Here is a 14,805-nt window from a genome sequence, read left to right on the forward strand (position 1 = left end):
GGGCAGTCGATCCTGGACAATCGGCGTGTGAACACCGACACAGTGAACCAGCCCGGCAGTGTAACGAGCGCCCTGCTTGAGCGCGTGGCCGAGGCCATCCGCGAGGCCGGCGGCTGGCTGCCCTTCGACCGCTTCATGGCCATCGCCCTGTACGAGCCGGGGCTGGGCTACTACGCCAACGCCACGCCGAAGTTCGGCCAGATGCCCGAGGGCGTGGCCGGCCAGGGCAGCGACTTCGTGACCGCACCCGAGCTCTCCCCGCTGTTCGGTCACACCCTGGCGCGCCAGGTGGCGCAGGCGCTGGCGTCCACCCAAACCGACGAGGTCTGGGAGTTCGGCGCCGGCACCGGCGCGCTCGCGCTGCAGGTGCTGGACGCGCTCACGGCGCTGGGCCAGGCGCCGCGCCGCTACACCATCGTCGACCTCTCGGGCAGCCTGCGCGAGCGCCAGCAGGCCACGCTGGCGCGGCATGCGGACCGCGTGGTCTGGGCCGACCGCCTGCCCGAGGTGTTCGACGGCGTGGTGATCGGCAACGAGGTGCTGGACGCGATGCCGGTGCAGCTGCTGCGCCGCGTGGGCGGGCAGGATGAGGGCACCTGGCACGAGCGCGGTGTGGCGCTGGCCCATGATGGCCGCCTGGCCTGGGCCGACCGGCCGACGGCGCTGCGGCCGCCGCTGGACATCGAAGGCCCGCACGACTACCTGACCGAGATCCACCCGCAGGCCGAGGCCTTCATCCGCACGCTGGCCGAGCGCCTGGTGCGCGGCGCGGCCTTCTTCATCGACTACGGCTTTCCCGAAGCCGAGTACTACCACCCGCAGCGCCACATGGGCACGCTGATCTGCCACCGCGCCCACCGCAGCGACGACGACCCGCTGAGCGACCTCGGCCTCAAGGACATCACCGCGCACGTGAACTTCACCGGCATCGCGCTGGCCGCGCAGGACGCCGGCATGGTGGTGCTGGGCTACACCTCGCAGGGGCGCTTCCTGATCAACTGCGGCCTGCTGGAGGTGGCGAAGGACGCCGGTCCGCGCGAGAACGCCATGCTCTCCAAGCTGGTCAACGAGCACGAGATGGGCGAGCTGTTCAAGGTGATCGGTCTGGCGCCGTTGCCCAGCGCCGAAGGCTGGAACCCGATGGGCTTTGCCACCGGCGACCGCACCCACCGCCTGTAGGAGCCGCCGTGATCCGCTGGATGATCGTCATCTTCCTGGCCCTGCTGCTGATCAGCTGGTTCACGCCGCTGCTGCACAAGCTGGGCTTCGGCAAGCTGCCGGGCGACCTGCGCTTCAAGGCCTTCGGCCGCGAGTGGTTCGTCCCGCTGACCACCACCATCCTGCTGAGCTTCGTCGCCAGCCTGATCGGCCAGCTGATCTGAGCGCCCGTCGCATACCCGGTGGGGTGTCTCTTGAAGTGGTGCCGGCGGTCCCCATCTGCCCCGAAACCCTTGGAGCCCGCCCATGACCGTTGCCACCGAATCCCTGCACGTCGTCTGCCCGCACTGCCACACCACCAACCGCGTGGCGCCGGCCGATCTGTCGGCCACGCCCGATTGCGGCAAGTGCCACCGCCCACTGTTCGATGGCCACCCGGTCGCGCTGGACGAGGCGGCGTTCGAGAAGCACATCGCGCGCTCGCGACTGCCGGTGCTGGTGGATTTCTGGGCGCCCTGGTGCGGCCCCTGCCGCATGATGGCGCCGCAGTTCGAGGCCGCGGCGAAGCAGCTGGAGCCCCATGTGCGCCTGGCCAAGGTCAACACCGAAGAGGCGCAGGCGCTGGGCGCGCGGCTCAACATCCGCAGCATTCCGACGCTGGCGCTGTTCGTGAACGGCCGCGAGGTGGCGCGCCAGCCGGGCGCCATGGGCGCGGCCGACATCGTGCGCTGGACCCGCTCGCACCTGGGCTGAAGCCCCCGCAGGGGGCAGGGCGGCTGTAATTTGGTTACAGCTCCGGCATAATTCCGGGACCTTTTCCGGAACCGACGCCATGCCCCAGACCCCATCCGACACCGCCCGGCTGCTGGCCGACATCGGCGGCACCAACGCCCGTTTCGCCTGGCAGGCCGCGCCCGGCGCGCCCATCACCGACGTGCAGGTGCTGCCCGGCGCGCACTACCCCACGCTGCAGGCCGCCATGCACGCCTACCTCGACGGGCTGGGCCGCGGCGCGCCCGCGGCGGTGGCCATCGCGATTGCCAACCCGATCACCGGCGACATGGTCCGCATGACCAACCACGACTGGGCTTTCTCCCAGTCCGCGGTCAAGGCCGAGTTCGGCCTGCGCACGCTGCGCATGCTCAACGACTTCACCGCCCTGGCCCTGGCCCTGCCGGACCTGCCGGCGGCCGAGCTGCGCCAGGTCGGTGGCGGCGAAGCGGTGCCCGGCGTGGCCATGGGCCTGGTCGGCGCCGGCACCGGGCTGGGCGTCTCCGGCCTGCTGCCCGACGGCCACGGCGGCTGGGTGCCCCTCGAAGGCGAGGGCGGCCACGTCACGCTGCCGGCGACCACCGCGCGCGAGCGCACCGTGATGGACGGCCTGATCCGCCGCTACGGCCACGCCTCGGCCGAGCGCGTGTGCTGCGGCCAGGGGCTGGTCGACACCTGCGCCATCCTCTGCGAGGCCGACGGCGTGACGGTGCAGGGGCTCGATTCCGCCAGCGCGGTCAGCGAGGCCGCGCTCAAGGCCGGCCACCCGCAGGCGCTGGAGACTCTGAACATCTTCTGCGCCATGCTCGGCTCGGTGGCCGGCAACCTGGCGCTGACGCTGGGCGCGCGCGGCGGCGTGTACGTGGGCGGGGGCATCGTGCCGCGCCTGGGCGCCTGGTTCGATGCATCGCCGTTCCGCGAGCGTTTCGACAACAAAGGCCGCTTCACCGGCCTGCTGCAGGGCATGCCGGTCTGGGTCATCACCTCGGCCCAGTCGCCCGCGCTACTGGGCGCGGCCCGCGCGCTGGACGGCCACCGCTGAAACTTTGTCACCAGCGCAGGGGTGGGGCAGGGATTCGGGTTTCTGCGGATGTAATATTTCTTTAATTAAAGATAAATTACAGACATCCGGCGGCATGGTGTCGCTCTGGATGGTTCCGCGCCGTGCACGCTGTCGCGTGCGGCGTCCCTTCTTTACTGGAGACATGATGATGAAACTGTCGAAACTCGCCGCCGCCGCCGCTTTCGTGATGGCCGGCTCCGCCGCCATTGCCGGCGAGGTGGAAGTCCTGCACTGGTGGACCTCGGGCGGCGAGGCCAAGTCGGTCGGCGAGCTCAAGAAGATCATGCAGGGCAAGGGCCACACCTGGAAGGACTTCGCCGTGGCCGGCGGCGGTGGCGATGCCGCCATGACCGTCCTGAAGAGCCGCGTCGTGGCCGGCAACCCGCCCGCCGCCGCCCAGATCAAGGGCCCGGGCATCCAGGAATGGGCGAACGAAGGCGTGCTGGCCAACCTGGACGCCGTCGCCAAGGCCGAGAAGTGGGACAGCCTGCTGCCCGGCGTGGTCGCCGACGTGATGAAGTACAAGGGCAATTACGTCGCCGCACCGGTGAACGTGCACCGCGTCAACTGGATGTGGGCCAACGCCAATGTGCTGAAGAAGGCCGGTGTGGCCAGCGCGCCCAAGACCTGGGACGAGTTCTTCGCCGCCGCCGACAAGGTCAAGAAGGCCGGTCTGATCGCCGTGGCCCACGGTGGCCAGAACTGGCAGGACTTCACCACCTTCGAATCGGTGGTGCTGGGCGTCGGTGGCGCCAAGTTCTACCAGGACGCCCTGGTCAAGCTGGACCAGAAGGCCCTGACCAGCCCGACCATGACCAAGTCGCTGGAAACCTTCCGCAAGATCAAGTCCTACACCGACCCCGCCGCCCCGGGCCGCGACTGGAACCTGGCCACCGCCATGGTGATCCAGGAGAAGGCCGCCTTCCAGTTCATGGGTGACTGGGCCAAGGGCGAGTTCACCGCCGCCGGCAAGGTGCCGGGCAAGGACTACATCTGCGCCGCCGCCCCGGGCACGGGCAACGCCTACACCTTCAACGTCGACTCGTTCGCGATGTTCAAGCTCAAGGACGCCGCGGCCCAGAAGGCCCAGGGCGACCTGGCCGCTGCCATCATGGGCCCCGAGTTCCAGGAAGTCTTCAACCTGAACAAGGGCTCCATCCCGGTCCGCCTGGGCATGAAGATGGACAAGTTCGACGACTGCGCCAAGCTCTCCAGCAAGGACTTCGTCGACACCGCCAAGAGCGGTGGCCTGGTGCCCTCGATCGCCCACGGCATGGCGGTCAGCCCGGCTGCCGAAGGCGCCATCAAGGACGCCGTCAGCCAGTTCTGGAACGACGACAAGATCTCGGTCGCCGACGGTGTGAAGAACATCGCCAAGGCCGCGACCACCAAGTAAGCCCCGTCCGGAGCCACGCCCGGCCTTCACCCGCCCCGCCATCGGGGTGGGTGGGACGGGTGCTGCCCGCCGGGCGCCCGCCACCCCTTTTTCAGCTTCACCATGCGTCACTACACAGGCTTTCGTCGCGCGTGTGCATCGCTGCTGGCATCGCTGCTGCTGGCCGCCGGCGCCGGTGTCCGGGCGGGTGAGGTCGAGGTGCTGCACTACTGGACCTCGGGTGGCGAGGCCAAATCGCTCGCCGAGCTCAAGGGCCTGATGGCCCAGCGCGGCCACAGCTGGAAAGACTTCGCGGTGGTGGGCGGCGGCGGGCAGAACGCGATGGACGTGCTCAAGGCGCGTGTGCTGGCGGGCAACCCGCCGGCCGCGGCCAACATCAAGGGGCCGGCGATCCAGGAATGGGCGGCGCTGGGCGCGCTGACCAACCTCGACGCCATGGCCTCCTTCGACCGCTGGGACGAGGCGCTGCCGAAGGTGGTGGCCGACCAGATGAAGCACAAGGGCCGCTACGTGGCCGTGCCGGTCAATGTGCACCGGGTGAACTGGCTCTGGGCCAACGCCGAGGTGCTGCGCCAGGCGGGCGTGAACGAGGCGCCGCGCAATTTCGACGAATTCTTCAAGGCCGCCGACAAGGTGCGCGCGGCCGGCCTGATCGCCCTGGCCCACGGTGGCCAGGACTGGCAGGACTTCACCACCTTCGAGTCGGTGGTGCTGGGCGTGGGCGGTGCGAAGTTCTACGACGCGGCCCTGGTGAAGCTGGATGCGCAAGCCCTGGGCAGCGACACCCTGCGCCGCTCGCTGGAGACCTTCCGGCGCCTGCGCGGCTATGTCGATGCCGCCTCGCCAGGGCGCGACTGGAACGCCACCACCGACCTGGTCATCAAGGGCAGGGCCGGCTTCCAGTTCATGGGCGACTGGGCCAAGGGCGAGTTCCTCGCCGCAGGCCAGCAGCCGGGCAAGGACTTCCGCTGCTTCCCCGCGCCGGGCACGGCCGAGGCCTTCACCTACAACGTCGATTCCTTCGCCATGTTCCAGCTCAAGGCCTGGGAGGCGCAGAAGGCGCAGGGTTACCTGGCCTATCTGCTGATGGGCAAGGACTTCCAGGAACGCTTCAACCTGCGCAAGGGCTCGATCCCGGTGCGGCAGAACGTGGCCATGGACAAATTCGACGAATGCGCCAAAGTCTCTGCCCAGGACTTTGGCAAGACCGCCAAGGCCGGCACCCTGGTGCCCTCGGTGGCCCACGGCATGGCACTCGCCCCGGGACAACAGGCGCTGATGCGCAAGCTGGTCTCGGATTTCTGGAACAACCCGCAGATGTCGGTGAATGACGCACAGAAACAACTGCTGGCCCTGGCGGCCGGCCCTCAGAAGCCCCTCCCATGAAATCATTTGAAAACCTGCTGCCCAAGCTGGTGATCGCACCGGGCTTCGTGCTCGGCTTTGCCTTCATCTACGGGCTGATGATCTGGAACGGCGTGCTGTCCATGACCGGCTCGCGCATGCTGCCCAACTACGAGAACTTCGTGGGCCTGGAGCAGTACGCGCAGCTGTGGACCATGGACCGCTGGTACGTCGCGCTCAAGAACCTGGGCATCTTCAGCGTGCTCTACGTCGGCGGCTCGATGCTGGTCGGCATGGTGCTGGCGATCTTCCTGGACCAGAAGATCCGCGCCGAAGGCTGGCTGCGCACCATCTACCTCTACCCCATGGCGCTGTCGTTCATCGTGACCGGCACGGCCTGGAAGTGGATTCTCAACCCCAGCGACGGCCTGCAGAAGCTGATGCACGACCTGGGCTGGACCAGCTTCAACTTCGACTGGCTGGTGCAGTCCGACTACGCCATCTACTGCGTGGTGATCGCGGGCATCTGGCAGTCGGCGGGCTTTGCGATGGCGCTGTTCCTCGCCGGCCTGCGCGGCATCGACGACAGCATCATCAAGGCCGCGCAGATCGACGGCGCCTCGCTGCCGCTGATCTACTGGCGCATCATCCTGCCCATCCTGCGCCCGGTGGTGTTCTCCACCATCCTGGTGCTGTCGCACCTGTCGATCAAGAGCTTCGACCTGGTGATGGCCCTGACGGCCGGCGGCCCCGGTTACGCGACCGACGTGCCCGCCACCTTCATGTACACCATGAGCTTCACGCGCGGCCAGATCGGCCTGGGCGCGGCCAGCGCCACCATGATGCTGGCCACTGTGGCGGCCATCGTGGTGCCCTACCTCTACAGCGAACTGCGGAGCAAGCCCCATGACCGCTAAATCCCTGACCTTCGGCCGGGTGTTCACCTACGGCCTGCTGCTGGCGGCGGCGCTGTTCTTTCTGGCGCCGCTGTACGTGATGATCGTCACCTCGTTCAAGGACGCCGACCAGCTGCGCGCCGGCAACCTGCTGAGCCTGCCGACCTCGCTCAACCTGGACGCCTGGCACCTGGCCTGGAACACCGCCTGCACCGGCGTGGACTGCCGCGGCCTCAAGCCCTACTTCATGAACTCCGTGTTCATGGCGGTGCCCGCGGTGCTGATTTCCACCGCCTGGGGCGCACTCAACGGCTACGTGCTCTCCATGTGGAAGTTCCGCGGCTCGGAGGTGCTGTTCGGCTTCCTGCTGTTCGGCGTGTTCATGCCCTTCCAGGTGGTGCTGCTGCCCATGAGCCAGGTGCTGGGCTGGCTGGGCCTGTCCAGCTCGATCGGCGGGCTGGTGCTGGTGCACTGCCTGGCCGGCATGGCCGGCACCACGCTGTTCTTCCGCAACTACTACACGGCGGTGCCGCGCGAACTGGTGAACGCCGCGCGCATCGACGGCGCGGGCTTCTGGCGCATCTTCTGGCGCATCGTGCTGCCGATGTCCACGCCCATCATGATGGTGACGCTGATCTGGCAGTTCACCAACATCTGGAACGACTTCCTGTTCGGCGTGGCCTTCAGCGGCGCCGACAGCAAGCCGGTGACCGTGGGCCTGAACAACATGGCCAACACCACCAGCAGCGTCAAGAACTACAACGTGGACATGGCCGCGGCGATCATCGCCGGCCTGCCCACCATGCTGGTCTACGTCCTCGCGGGCCAGTACTTCGTCAAGGGTCTGACGGCCGGCGCCGTCAAAGGTTGAAACACATGGCTTCTCCACTCCACATCAAGGGCATCCGCAAGGCTTTCGGCAAGGGCGACAAGGCGGTCGAGGTGCTCAAGCGCATCGACATCGACGTCGCACCGGGCGAGTTCCTCATCCTGGTCGGCCCCTCGGGCTGCGGCAAGTCCACGCTGCTCAACATCATTGCCGGCCTCGAAGAGCCCACCGAAGGCGAGCTGCACATCGGCGGCAAGAACGTGATCGGCATGCCGCCGGCGCAGCGCGACATCGCCATGGTGTTCCAGAGCTACGCGCTCTACCCGACCATGAGCGTGGCCGACAACATCGGCTTCGCGCTGGAAATGCGCAAGGTGCCCAAGGCCGAGCGCGAAAAGCGCATCCAGGAAGTGGCGGGCATCCTGCAGATCCAGCACCTGCTGGACCGCCGGCCGGCCCAGCTCTCGGGTGGCCAGCGCCAGCGCGTGGCCATGGGCCGCGCCCTGGCGCGCGACCCGCAGCTGTTCCTGTTCGACGAGCCGCTGTCCAACCTGGACGCCAAGCTGCGCGTGGAAATGCGCGCCGAGATCAAGCGCCTGCACCAGCACAGCGGCATCACCACGGTGTACGTGACGCACGACCAGATCGAGGCCATGACCCTGGGCAGCCGCATCGCGGTGATGAAGGACGGCATCCTGCAGCAGATCGGCACGCCCGACGAGATCTACCGCCGCCCGGCCAACACCTACGTCGGCGGCTTCATTGGCTCGCCCACCATGAACTTCATCAACGGCCGCGTCGAACGCGCCGGTGAAGGTGGCCGCTTCGTGTTCGACGGCGGCGCGCTGGACATTCCCTGCCCGGACGGCCCGGAGGCGACGCTGGGCCAGCGGCCCGAGCACATCCACCTGAATGCCGACGCCGGCTGGCGCGGCGAGGTGGTGCTGGTGGAGCCGACCGGCGCCGACACCTACATCGTGGTGAAGACGGCCGTGGGGCTGATCACGGTGCGCGAAGCCGCCAACACCAGGGTGGCGGTGGGCGACAACGTGGGCATGACGGTGAGCGGCCGCCACAACAACTGGTTCGACAAGGCCAGCTGCGCGCGCATCACGGCGATGGATTCGACCTCGCTGTTCGTCGGCTGAACGCACAGACCCCCACGCTTCGCCGCTGCGCGGGTCGCTGCCCCATGACCGGGAAGGGATCAGGTCATTACCGGGTCGTGGGGCTGATCCGGCTTGGGACGGCCCGGCGCCGGATCCTCAGGCCGTCAAGTTCAACGTGATCCGCAGCCCATGGGGCTGCATGTTTTCCGCCGTCGCCTCGCCACCATGGCGGCGCGCGATCTCGCTGACGATGGCCAGGCCCAGGCCGCAGCCGCCCGGCAGCTCGCTGGCGCGCCAGAAGCGCTGGAACACATGGGCCATGTCGGCCTCGGACAGGCCGGGCCCGTTGTCTTCCACCAGCAGGCGTGTGCGCTCGCCATCGGCCTCGACCTTGAGCGTCACCGCGCTGCCGCGCGGCGTGTAGCGCAGGGCGTTGTCGATCAGGTTGGCCATGGCCTCGCGCAGCTGCAGCGCGTCGCCCTGCACCATGCGGTGCTCCTCGCCTTCGAAGCCCAGGTCGACGCCGGCGGCCACCGCGCGCGGCGTCCATTCGCGCGCCACATCGCGCGCCAGGGCCGCCAGGTCCAGCGGCTCGCGCCGCGCCGTGGTTTCGGTGCGGGCCAGGGTGAGCAGCTGGTGCACCAGGTGGGCGCTGCGCTCGGCGCCGGTGAGCACCTTGGTCAGTCGCGCGCCCAGCACCGGGTCGCTGTTCTCGCGCTGCGCCAGTTCGACCTGGCTGATCAGCCCGGCCAGCGGTGTGCGCAGCTGGTGCGCGGCGTCGTTGATGAAGCGCTTCTCCTGGTTCACGTTGCGCGCCACCTCGTCCAGCAGGCCGTTGATGGCTTGCACCAGCGCATGCACCTCGTTGGGCGCCTGCGTCATGCCGATGGGCGAGAGCGCGTTGACCGAGCGGTTCTCCAGCTGGGCCGTCAGCCGCGTCAGCGGCGCCAGGCCGCGCTGGATGCCGCCGTACACCGCCAGGCTCAGCAGCACGCCAGCCGCCAGCAGGGGCGCCAGCATGTCGGCGATCAGCTCGCGCGCGATGCGCTGCTGCACCGCCAGGCTTTTGCCCACCTGCACGCGCAGGGTCTGCGGCGCATTGACCTCGCCGTAGTTCACGTCCAGCGCCACGATGCGCAGCGGCTTGCCGTCGATTTCGGCGGCGTAGAGCAGGGGACCTTCGGTGCCCACCATGCCCTCTTCCGGCTGCGGCAGGGTCTGGTTGCCCAGCAGGAACTGGCCCGGTGGCGAGGACACCATGTAGCTGATGCGGTCCTTGGGGTCCTGTTCCAGCACGTCCTGCGCCGCGCGCGGAAAGTCGATCAGCAGGCCCGAGCCGATGGGCTTGACCTGGCGCGCCAGTGCCCGCACCGACTGGGTCAGCGACTGGTCGATGGCCTTTTCGGCGTAGGACAGTGCGATGCGGTAGGCCAGCAGACCACCGCCGGCCCAGAGCACCAGCTGCGGCAACAGCAGCCACAGCAGCAGCTGGCGCCGCAGCGAGAGCCGGGTGGTGGTCGCGCCCGTCATGGCGCGCCGGTGTTTTCCAGCAGGTACCCGAGGCCGCGGATGTTGCGGATGTTCAGCGTCGAGCCGGCGAGCTTGCGGCGCAGGCGGTGCACGTAGACCTCCAGCGCGTTGGAGGCGACGCCGCCTTCGCCCGGGTCGGACTGCCAGGCGGCCAGCACGTCCTCGCGGCTCACCACCTGGCCACTGTGGCGCACCAGCAGGTCCAGCAGCGACCACTCGCGCTGGGTCAGGTCGATCACCTCGTTGCCCAGCCAGGCGCGCGGCAGCACCGGGTCCAGCCGCAGTGTGCCCGGCGCGGGCGGCGGGGCCGGCACCTGCGGGCTGGGGCCGAAGGCCGGCAGGCTGGCGCGGCGCAGCATGGACTGCAGGCGCGCCAGCAGCTCGTCGCGGTTGAAGGGCTTGGTGAGGTAGTCGTCGGCGCCGGCGTTCAGGCCCTCGACCCGGTCCTCGATGCCGTCGCGCGCCGTCAGGATCAGCACCGGCAGCGCGGGCAGGCGCTGGCGCAGGCGGCGCAGCACGGTCAGGCCGTCGACCCTGGGCAGGCCCAGGTCGAGCACCACGCCTTCGTAGGCCTCGGTGTCCAGGCGGCTGAGCGCCTGTTCGCCATCGACCGCGGTGTCGATGCGGTGGCCGGCCTGCATGAGCTGGGCGCTCAGGCCGTCGCGCAGCAGTTCGTCGTCTTCAACAATCAGCAAATGGGCCATGCATCCGATTATCCGGCGAGCGGCTCAGCCGTCCTGCATGTCCCAGCGGAAGCCGCAGCGTTTGCAGCACACCGGCACCAGCCGCCGCGCATCGTTGCGGGCGTCGTCGGGCACCAGCAGCAGGCCGTAGGCCTTGCACTGGCCGCAGTTGGCCTGGTTGGCCATTTCTTCGGCGTGCATCAGCAGGTAGAGGTAGCGGCGCAGCGCCCACAGCGCGATCACCGCACAGGCCAGCACGAAGCCCGTGTTGAGCAGCTTCTCGTTCCAGCTGCCGCCCTGGAAGGCCTCGAAACTGGCGATCAGGGCCACCGAGGCCAGCAGCGCCAGCGCCATGTGGGCGTGGCTGGAGAGCAGCTCCCGTTCATACCACTTGCGGAACCCGTGGCGGCGGATGCCGTCGGCCAGGGTGGGGTTGAACGGGTTGTGCTGGGCCATGGCCGTCTCCTAGGTCGGGCTCTCCGCTTTCAGCGCCAGGGCCACGGCGGCCGCGCGGGCGGCATGCAGGGCCTGGGCGATGCGCGGGCCGGCATCGGCCGCGGGCGGTTCGGAGGCATTCTCGCGCGATCGCCCGATCTGCTGCATCACCTGGCGCGCAATGACCCCGCTGTCGACTGTCTGCGCCGCGCGCAGCGCGCCAAGCAGCCGTTCGCGCTGGGGATAGGCCTGTTCCCCGAAGCCCAGGCGCCCCCGGGCGTCGCACTCGCAGGCCAGCAGCACCTCGTCGAAGCGCTCCGGGCGGCGGATCGCGTCGCAGCGCTCCAGCAGCCGCAGCAGCGCCGCCGCGCCCAGGCCCTCGCTGCGGTGGATGTTGCCGTGCTCCCGGGCCACCACGTCGGCCAGCTCGCGGCATTCGCGCGGCACGCGCCAGCGCTCGCACACCCCCTTGAGCAGGCGTGCGCTGCGCTCTTCGTGGCCGATGTGCCGCGGCAGCACGTCGGCCGGCGTGGTGCCCTTGCCCAGGTCGTGGCACAGGCAGGCGAAGCGCACCGGCAGGCTGGCGCCCAGGCGCGCGCTCATGTCCAGCACCATCATCAGGTGCACACCGGTGTCCACCTCGGGGTGGTATTCCGCGCGCTGCGGCACGCCCCAGAGCCGGTCCACCTCGGGCAGCAGCCGGGCCAGCGCACCGCAGCTGCGCAGCACCTCGAACATGCGGCTGGGCCGCTGCTCCATCAGGCCGCGCGAGAGCTCCTGCCACACGCGCTCGGGCACCAGGTGGTCGACCTCGCCGTGTTCGACCATGCGCACCATCAGCGCCCGGGTGTCGGGAGCGACCGTGAAATCGGGGAAGCGTGCGGCGAAGCGCGCCAGCCGCAGGATGCGCACCGGGTCTTCGGCGAAGGCCCCGGTGACGTGGCGCAGCACGCGGTGACGCAGGTCGTCCCGGCCGCCGTAGGGGTCGATCAGCGTGGCGCGGGCCGGGTCGTGGGCCTCGGCCTGGGCCACCGCCATGGCATTGATGGTCAGGTCGCGCCGCGCCAGGTCCTCTTCCAGCGTCACGCCGGGGTCGGTGTGGAAGGCGAAGCCGTGGTAGCCCGGCGCAGTCTTGCGCTCGGTGCGGGCCAGCGCGTACTCCTCGCGCGTCTGCGGGTGCAGGAAGACCGGGAAGTCCTTGCCCACCGGCAGGAAGCCGCTGTCGGCCATGGCCTCGGGTGTGGCCCCGACGACCACCCAGTCGCGGTCCACGTGGGCGGCGGCGGTGGTGTCACGGGCGAGCAGGGCGTCGCGCACCGCGCCGCCCACCAGGTAGATGTCCATCCGGCGAGTGTAGGCCGGGGCCTGCACCCTGCCACGTGTGCGGTCAGGCCTCCAGCACCATCGACCGGCTGATGTGGCCGGTGCCACCGGCCATCAGGCGGGTGATGCGCCCGTCTTCCCGTTCCAGGACCACCCGGATCAGGCTCGGCGACGGGGACTGCATCAGCCAGCCCTGCTCAATGAGCAGCTCCCGGTCCTGCACACCCAGCACGTCGTGCAGCAGGCAGGCCAGCGGACCCGCCGCCATGCCCGTGCCCGGCTCCTCGGGAATGCCGAACCGGGGCGCAAACATGCGGGCGCCGGCATGGCGGCCGGGGCGCTGCGTCTTCGTGGTGAACGCGTAGACCCCGATCAGGTCCAGCTCCTCGCTGATCGCGTGCACCAGGTCCTGTCGGGGGCGGAGCTCGGCCAGGGCCTGCGCGTCCGGCAGGGCGATCAGCAGAAAGGCGTTGCCCGTGCTGACCACATGCGGGTCCACCTCGGCTGCCAGACGTCCTGGCGGAAGGCCAATGGACGACGCAATCCGGGCGCCCAGGTCCGATGCGGGGTCGATGCGTCTGTAGGCTGGTGCGGTCTGCTCCATGAAGGCCATGTCGCCGTCCAGCAGGATGTCGCGGGGGCCGTCCACCGTCTCCTTCGAGAAGCGGCCGTTCCCGAGCACACCCTGTTGCCTCAGGAGGGAGAAGGTGGCGATGGTCGCGTGCCCGCAGTGGGCGATCTGGCGCGCCGGCGTGAAGAACTCCAGCCGGAGGGTGGCCTTCTGCGACGCCGAGACGAACGCGGTCTCGGACAGGCCCACCTGCCGGGCAATCGACAGCTTCTGGGCCGGGGTCAGCGCGTCGGCATCCAGCACCACGCCGGCGGGGTTGCCGCCGCCGAGGGCGTCGGGGAAGGCGTTGACGATGTGAACGGCGACCTGCATGGGGTCCGTCCTGTGGTCGCGGCGGCCGGCATCAGGGCCGGCTGCGGTAGGGCTCGTCGAAGTCGATGAAGTCGTGTTCGGCCAGGGCCTGCTGGACCCAGGCCTGCACCGCCGGCAGCTGGTGCACGCGGTCCACATACGCCGCCACCGTCGGACTGACGGGCAGGGCGTAGGTGCGGATGCGCGAGCAGACCGGGGCGAAGTAGGCGTCGGCGATGCCGAATTCGCCGAACAGCATCGGCCCGCCGTGTTCGGCCAGCAGGCCGGTCCACATGGCTTCGAGCCGCGCGATGTCGGCGCGCACGCCGGCCTGGTCGCGCCAGAGGATGCGCCCCACCTCGGGCAGCGAGGCCTCGATGTTCATCGAGCAGTGGCTGCGCAGGGCGGTGAAGCCGCTGTGCATCTCGGCGCAGACACTGCGGGCCCGGGCGCGCGCCCTGGCATCGGCTGGCCAGAGCTGCTTGTCGGGGAAACGCTCGGCCAGGTACTCGGCGATGGCCAGCGTGTCCCAGACCGCGAAACCATCGTCCACCAGCACCGGCACCTTGCCCACCGGGTTGATGGCCGCGACCACCGACTTGAACGCCGATTGCGCATCGAACGAGTCGAAGCGCACCATCTTTTCCTCAAAGGGAATGCCGGCTCCGGTCAGCAGCACCCAGGGGCGCATGGACCAGGACGAGTAGTTCTTGTTGCCGATGTAGAGCTGCAATGCCATGGGTTCCTCCGGTTGAGAGCCCGCATGGTAGGGCTCTGGCCGCGGGCCATTGATGACAAAGAGGCGGCCGATTGATTCGCCGCCTGCAGGTGTGCGGTTCAGGCGTATTTTTCGAGGATGCGGGTTGAGCGCTCGACCTCGCGGATCGTCTGCTCTTCCGAGTCCGACACCGCGACGGCCTCCATCACCGAGCAGGCCATCATGCGGTAGAAGGCCTTGTCCATGGCCTTGCGTGCGGCCGACATCTGCTGGGCCACGTCTTCGCAGGAGCGGCCGCTTTCGACCATGTCGATCAGCCCGCGCACCTGGCCTTCAATGCGCTTGAGACGGTTGACCACGTCGCGCTGGTGTTCCGAACGGAAGGCGGCGGCTGCGGCGTCGGTGGACGGCATCGGCTTGGTTTTGACGGGGGTGCTGGCCATGGTGTGTCTCTGTTGGATGGGACCGGGGGAGTGTGCCAAAAAACCCCGGGCACGGGTGCTGACCGGCGCGATGCCATGAGGAGGGCGTCATGATTACCCTACCCCCTAGGGTAATCGCCGATGGCGATATTCGAATGCACGGATACGGTGTGGTTCGTCGGTGGCTTTGACAAATGTCAGGTCGG

Annotated in this window: 16 protein-coding genes; 9 read left to right on the forward strand and 7 right to left on the reverse strand. The window is 69.1% G+C overall.

Translation table 11 applies throughout. From position 1 onward, the window contains the following. Positions 1–27 precede the first annotated feature (27 nt). From DD542_RS04845 to DD542_RS04885, 9 genes are all read left to right on the forward strand, one after another. On the forward strand, positions 28–1,179 hold the full coding sequence (locus DD542_RS04845) for an SAM-dependent methyltransferase (RefSeq protein ID WP_241559681.1): 1,152 nt from the start codon (positions 28–30) through the stop codon (positions 1,177–1,179). A gap of 8 nt (positions 1,180–1,187) precedes the next feature. Then, positions 1,188–1,382, forward strand: a complete 195-nt coding sequence (locus DD542_RS04850) for a DUF2905 domain-containing protein (RefSeq protein ID WP_127804200.1) — start codon at positions 1,188–1,190, stop codon at positions 1,380–1,382. An 82-nt stretch (positions 1,383–1,464) separates the two neighbouring features. Beyond that, entirely contained in the window at positions 1,465–1,911 is a 447-nt protein-coding gene (gene trxC, locus DD542_RS04855) for a thioredoxin TrxC (protein ID WP_127804202.1), read from the forward strand. 79 nt (positions 1,912–1,990) lie between these two features. Continuing rightward, entirely contained in the window at positions 1,991–2,971 is a 981-nt protein-coding gene (glk, locus tag DD542_RS04860; RefSeq protein ID WP_127804204.1) for a glucokinase, read from the forward strand. Between the two features lie 166 nt (positions 2,972–3,137). Beyond that, positions 3,138–4,388: an ABC transporter substrate-binding protein gene (locus DD542_RS04865; RefSeq protein ID WP_127807283.1), complete on the forward strand. Its 1,251-nt coding sequence runs from the start codon at positions 3,138–3,140 to the stop codon at positions 4,386–4,388. 102 nt (positions 4,389–4,490) lie between these two features. Continuing rightward, positions 4,491–5,774 carry an ABC transporter substrate-binding protein gene (locus tag DD542_RS04870; protein ID WP_066155056.1) on the forward strand — a complete coding sequence of 428 codons (1,284 nt, stop codon included), beginning with the start codon at positions 4,491–4,493 and terminating at the stop codon, positions 5,772–5,774. Continuing rightward, positions 5,771–6,649 carry a sugar ABC transporter permease gene (locus DD542_RS04875; protein WP_127804206.1) on the forward strand — a complete coding sequence of 293 codons (879 nt, stop codon included), beginning with the start codon at positions 5,771–5,773 and terminating at the stop codon, positions 6,647–6,649. The genes DD542_RS04870 and DD542_RS04875 overlap by 4 nt, the downstream gene beginning before the upstream one ends. Beyond that, complete coding sequence (locus DD542_RS04880) at positions 6,639–7,499, forward strand: carbohydrate ABC transporter permease (RefSeq protein ID WP_127804208.1); 861 nt, start codon at positions 6,639–6,641, stop codon at positions 7,497–7,499. The genes DD542_RS04875 and DD542_RS04880 overlap by 11 nt, the downstream gene beginning before the upstream one ends. 5 nt (positions 7,500–7,504) lie before the next feature. Continuing rightward, the gene (locus tag DD542_RS04885) at positions 7,505–8,605 is read left to right on the forward strand and encodes an ABC transporter ATP-binding protein (protein WP_127804210.1); all 1,101 of its coding nucleotides are present in this window, start codon (positions 7,505–7,507) and stop codon (positions 8,603–8,605) included. 117 nt (positions 8,606–8,722) lie between these two features. Here the strand turns inward: DD542_RS04885 and DD542_RS04890 are convergent, their stop codons facing one another. The 7 genes from DD542_RS04890 to DD542_RS04920 all read right to left on the reverse strand — a co-directional run bounded on the left by DD542_RS04890 (position 8,723) and on the right by DD542_RS04920 (position 14,620). After that, on the reverse strand, positions 8,723–10,096 hold the full coding sequence (locus tag DD542_RS04890; protein ID WP_127804212.1) for a sensor histidine kinase: 1,374 nt from the start codon (positions 10,094–10,096) through the stop codon (positions 8,723–8,725). Then, positions 10,093–10,800, reverse strand: a complete 708-nt coding sequence (locus tag DD542_RS04895; protein WP_066155040.1) for a response regulator transcription factor — start codon at positions 10,798–10,800, stop codon at positions 10,093–10,095. The genes DD542_RS04890 and DD542_RS04895 overlap by 4 nt, the downstream gene beginning before the upstream one ends. Before the next feature lie 24 nt (positions 10,801–10,824). Further along, positions 10,825–11,235 (reverse strand): hypothetical protein, encoded by a 411-nt coding sequence (locus tag DD542_RS04900; RefSeq protein WP_066155037.1) that lies wholly within the window; start codon positions 11,233–11,235, stop codon positions 10,825–10,827. 9 nt (positions 11,236–11,244) lie between these two features. Further along, positions 11,245–12,558, reverse strand: coding sequence for a multifunctional CCA addition/repair protein (locus DD542_RS04905; protein ID WP_127804214.1), 1,314 nt, complete (start codon positions 12,556–12,558; stop codon positions 11,245–11,247). Positions 12,559–12,601: 43 nt separating this feature from the next. Beyond that, the gene (locus tag DD542_RS04910; protein WP_127804216.1) at positions 12,602–13,480 is read right to left on the reverse strand and encodes a PhzF family phenazine biosynthesis protein; all 879 of its coding nucleotides are present in this window, start codon (positions 13,478–13,480) and stop codon (positions 12,602–12,604) included. A 31-nt stretch (positions 13,481–13,511) separates the two neighbouring features. After that, positions 13,512–14,198: a glutathione S-transferase family protein gene (locus DD542_RS04915; protein WP_127804222.1), complete on the reverse strand. Its 687-nt coding sequence runs from the start codon at positions 14,196–14,198 to the stop codon at positions 13,512–13,514. 98 nt (positions 14,199–14,296) lie between these two features. Continuing rightward, positions 14,297–14,620: a metal-sensitive transcriptional regulator gene (locus tag DD542_RS04920; RefSeq protein ID WP_066155024.1), complete on the reverse strand. Its 324-nt coding sequence runs from the start codon at positions 14,618–14,620 to the stop codon at positions 14,297–14,299. Positions 14,621–14,805: the final 185 nt, after the last annotated feature.

The sequence above is a fragment of the Hydrogenophaga sp. NH-16 genome (assembly GCF_004006415.1).
GTDB classification, from domain to species: Bacteria; Pseudomonadota; Gammaproteobacteria; order Burkholderiales; family Burkholderiaceae_C; genus Hydrogenophaga; species Hydrogenophaga pseudoflava.

Excerpts from the sequence above, each read along its gene's own strand:
- trxC (WP_127804202.1), top strand. The coding sequence starts at position 1,465 with ATGACCGTTGCCACCGAATCCCTGCACGTCGTCTGCCCGCACTGCCAC.
- glk (WP_127804204.1), top strand. The coding sequence starts at position 1,991 with ATGCCCCAGACCCCATCCGACACCGCCCGGCTGCTGGCCGACATCGGC.
- DD542_RS04865 (WP_127807283.1), top strand. The coding sequence starts at position 3,138 with ATGATGAAACTGTCGAAACTCGCCGCCGCCGCCGCTTTCGTGATGGCC.
- DD542_RS04870 (WP_066155056.1), top strand. The coding sequence starts at position 4,491 with ATGCGTCACTACACAGGCTTTCGTCGCGCGTGTGCATCGCTGCTGGCA.
- DD542_RS04875 (WP_127804206.1), top strand. The coding sequence starts at position 5,771 with ATGAAATCATTTGAAAACCTGCTGCCCAAGCTGGTGATCGCACCGGGC.
- DD542_RS04880 (WP_127804208.1), top strand. The coding sequence starts at position 6,639 with ATGACCGCTAAATCCCTGACCTTCGGCCGGGTGTTCACCTACGGCCTG.
- DD542_RS04885 (WP_127804210.1), top strand. The coding sequence starts at position 7,505 with ATGGCTTCTCCACTCCACATCAAGGGCATCCGCAAGGCTTTCGGCAAG.
- DD542_RS04890 (WP_127804212.1), bottom strand. The coding sequence starts at position 10,096 with ATGACGGGCGCGACCACCACCCGGCTCTCGCTGCGGCGCCAGCTGCTG.
- DD542_RS04895 (WP_066155040.1), bottom strand. The coding sequence starts at position 10,800 with ATGGCCCATTTGCTGATTGTTGAAGACGACGAACTGCTGCGCGACGGC.
- DD542_RS04900 (WP_066155037.1), bottom strand. The coding sequence starts at position 11,235 with ATGGCCCAGCACAACCCGTTCAACCCCACCCTGGCCGACGGCATCCGC.
- DD542_RS04905 (WP_127804214.1), bottom strand. The coding sequence starts at position 12,558 with ATGGACATCTACCTGGTGGGCGGCGCGGTGCGCGACGCCCTGCTCGCC.
- DD542_RS04910 (WP_127804216.1), bottom strand. The coding sequence starts at position 13,480 with ATGCAGGTCGCCGTTCACATCGTCAACGCCTTCCCCGACGCCCTCGGC.
- DD542_RS04915 (WP_127804222.1), bottom strand. The coding sequence starts at position 14,198 with ATGGCATTGCAGCTCTACATCGGCAACAAGAACTACTCGTCCTGGTCC.
- DD542_RS04920 (WP_066155024.1), bottom strand. The coding sequence starts at position 14,620 with ATGGCCAGCACCCCCGTCAAAACCAAGCCGATGCCGTCCACCGACGCC.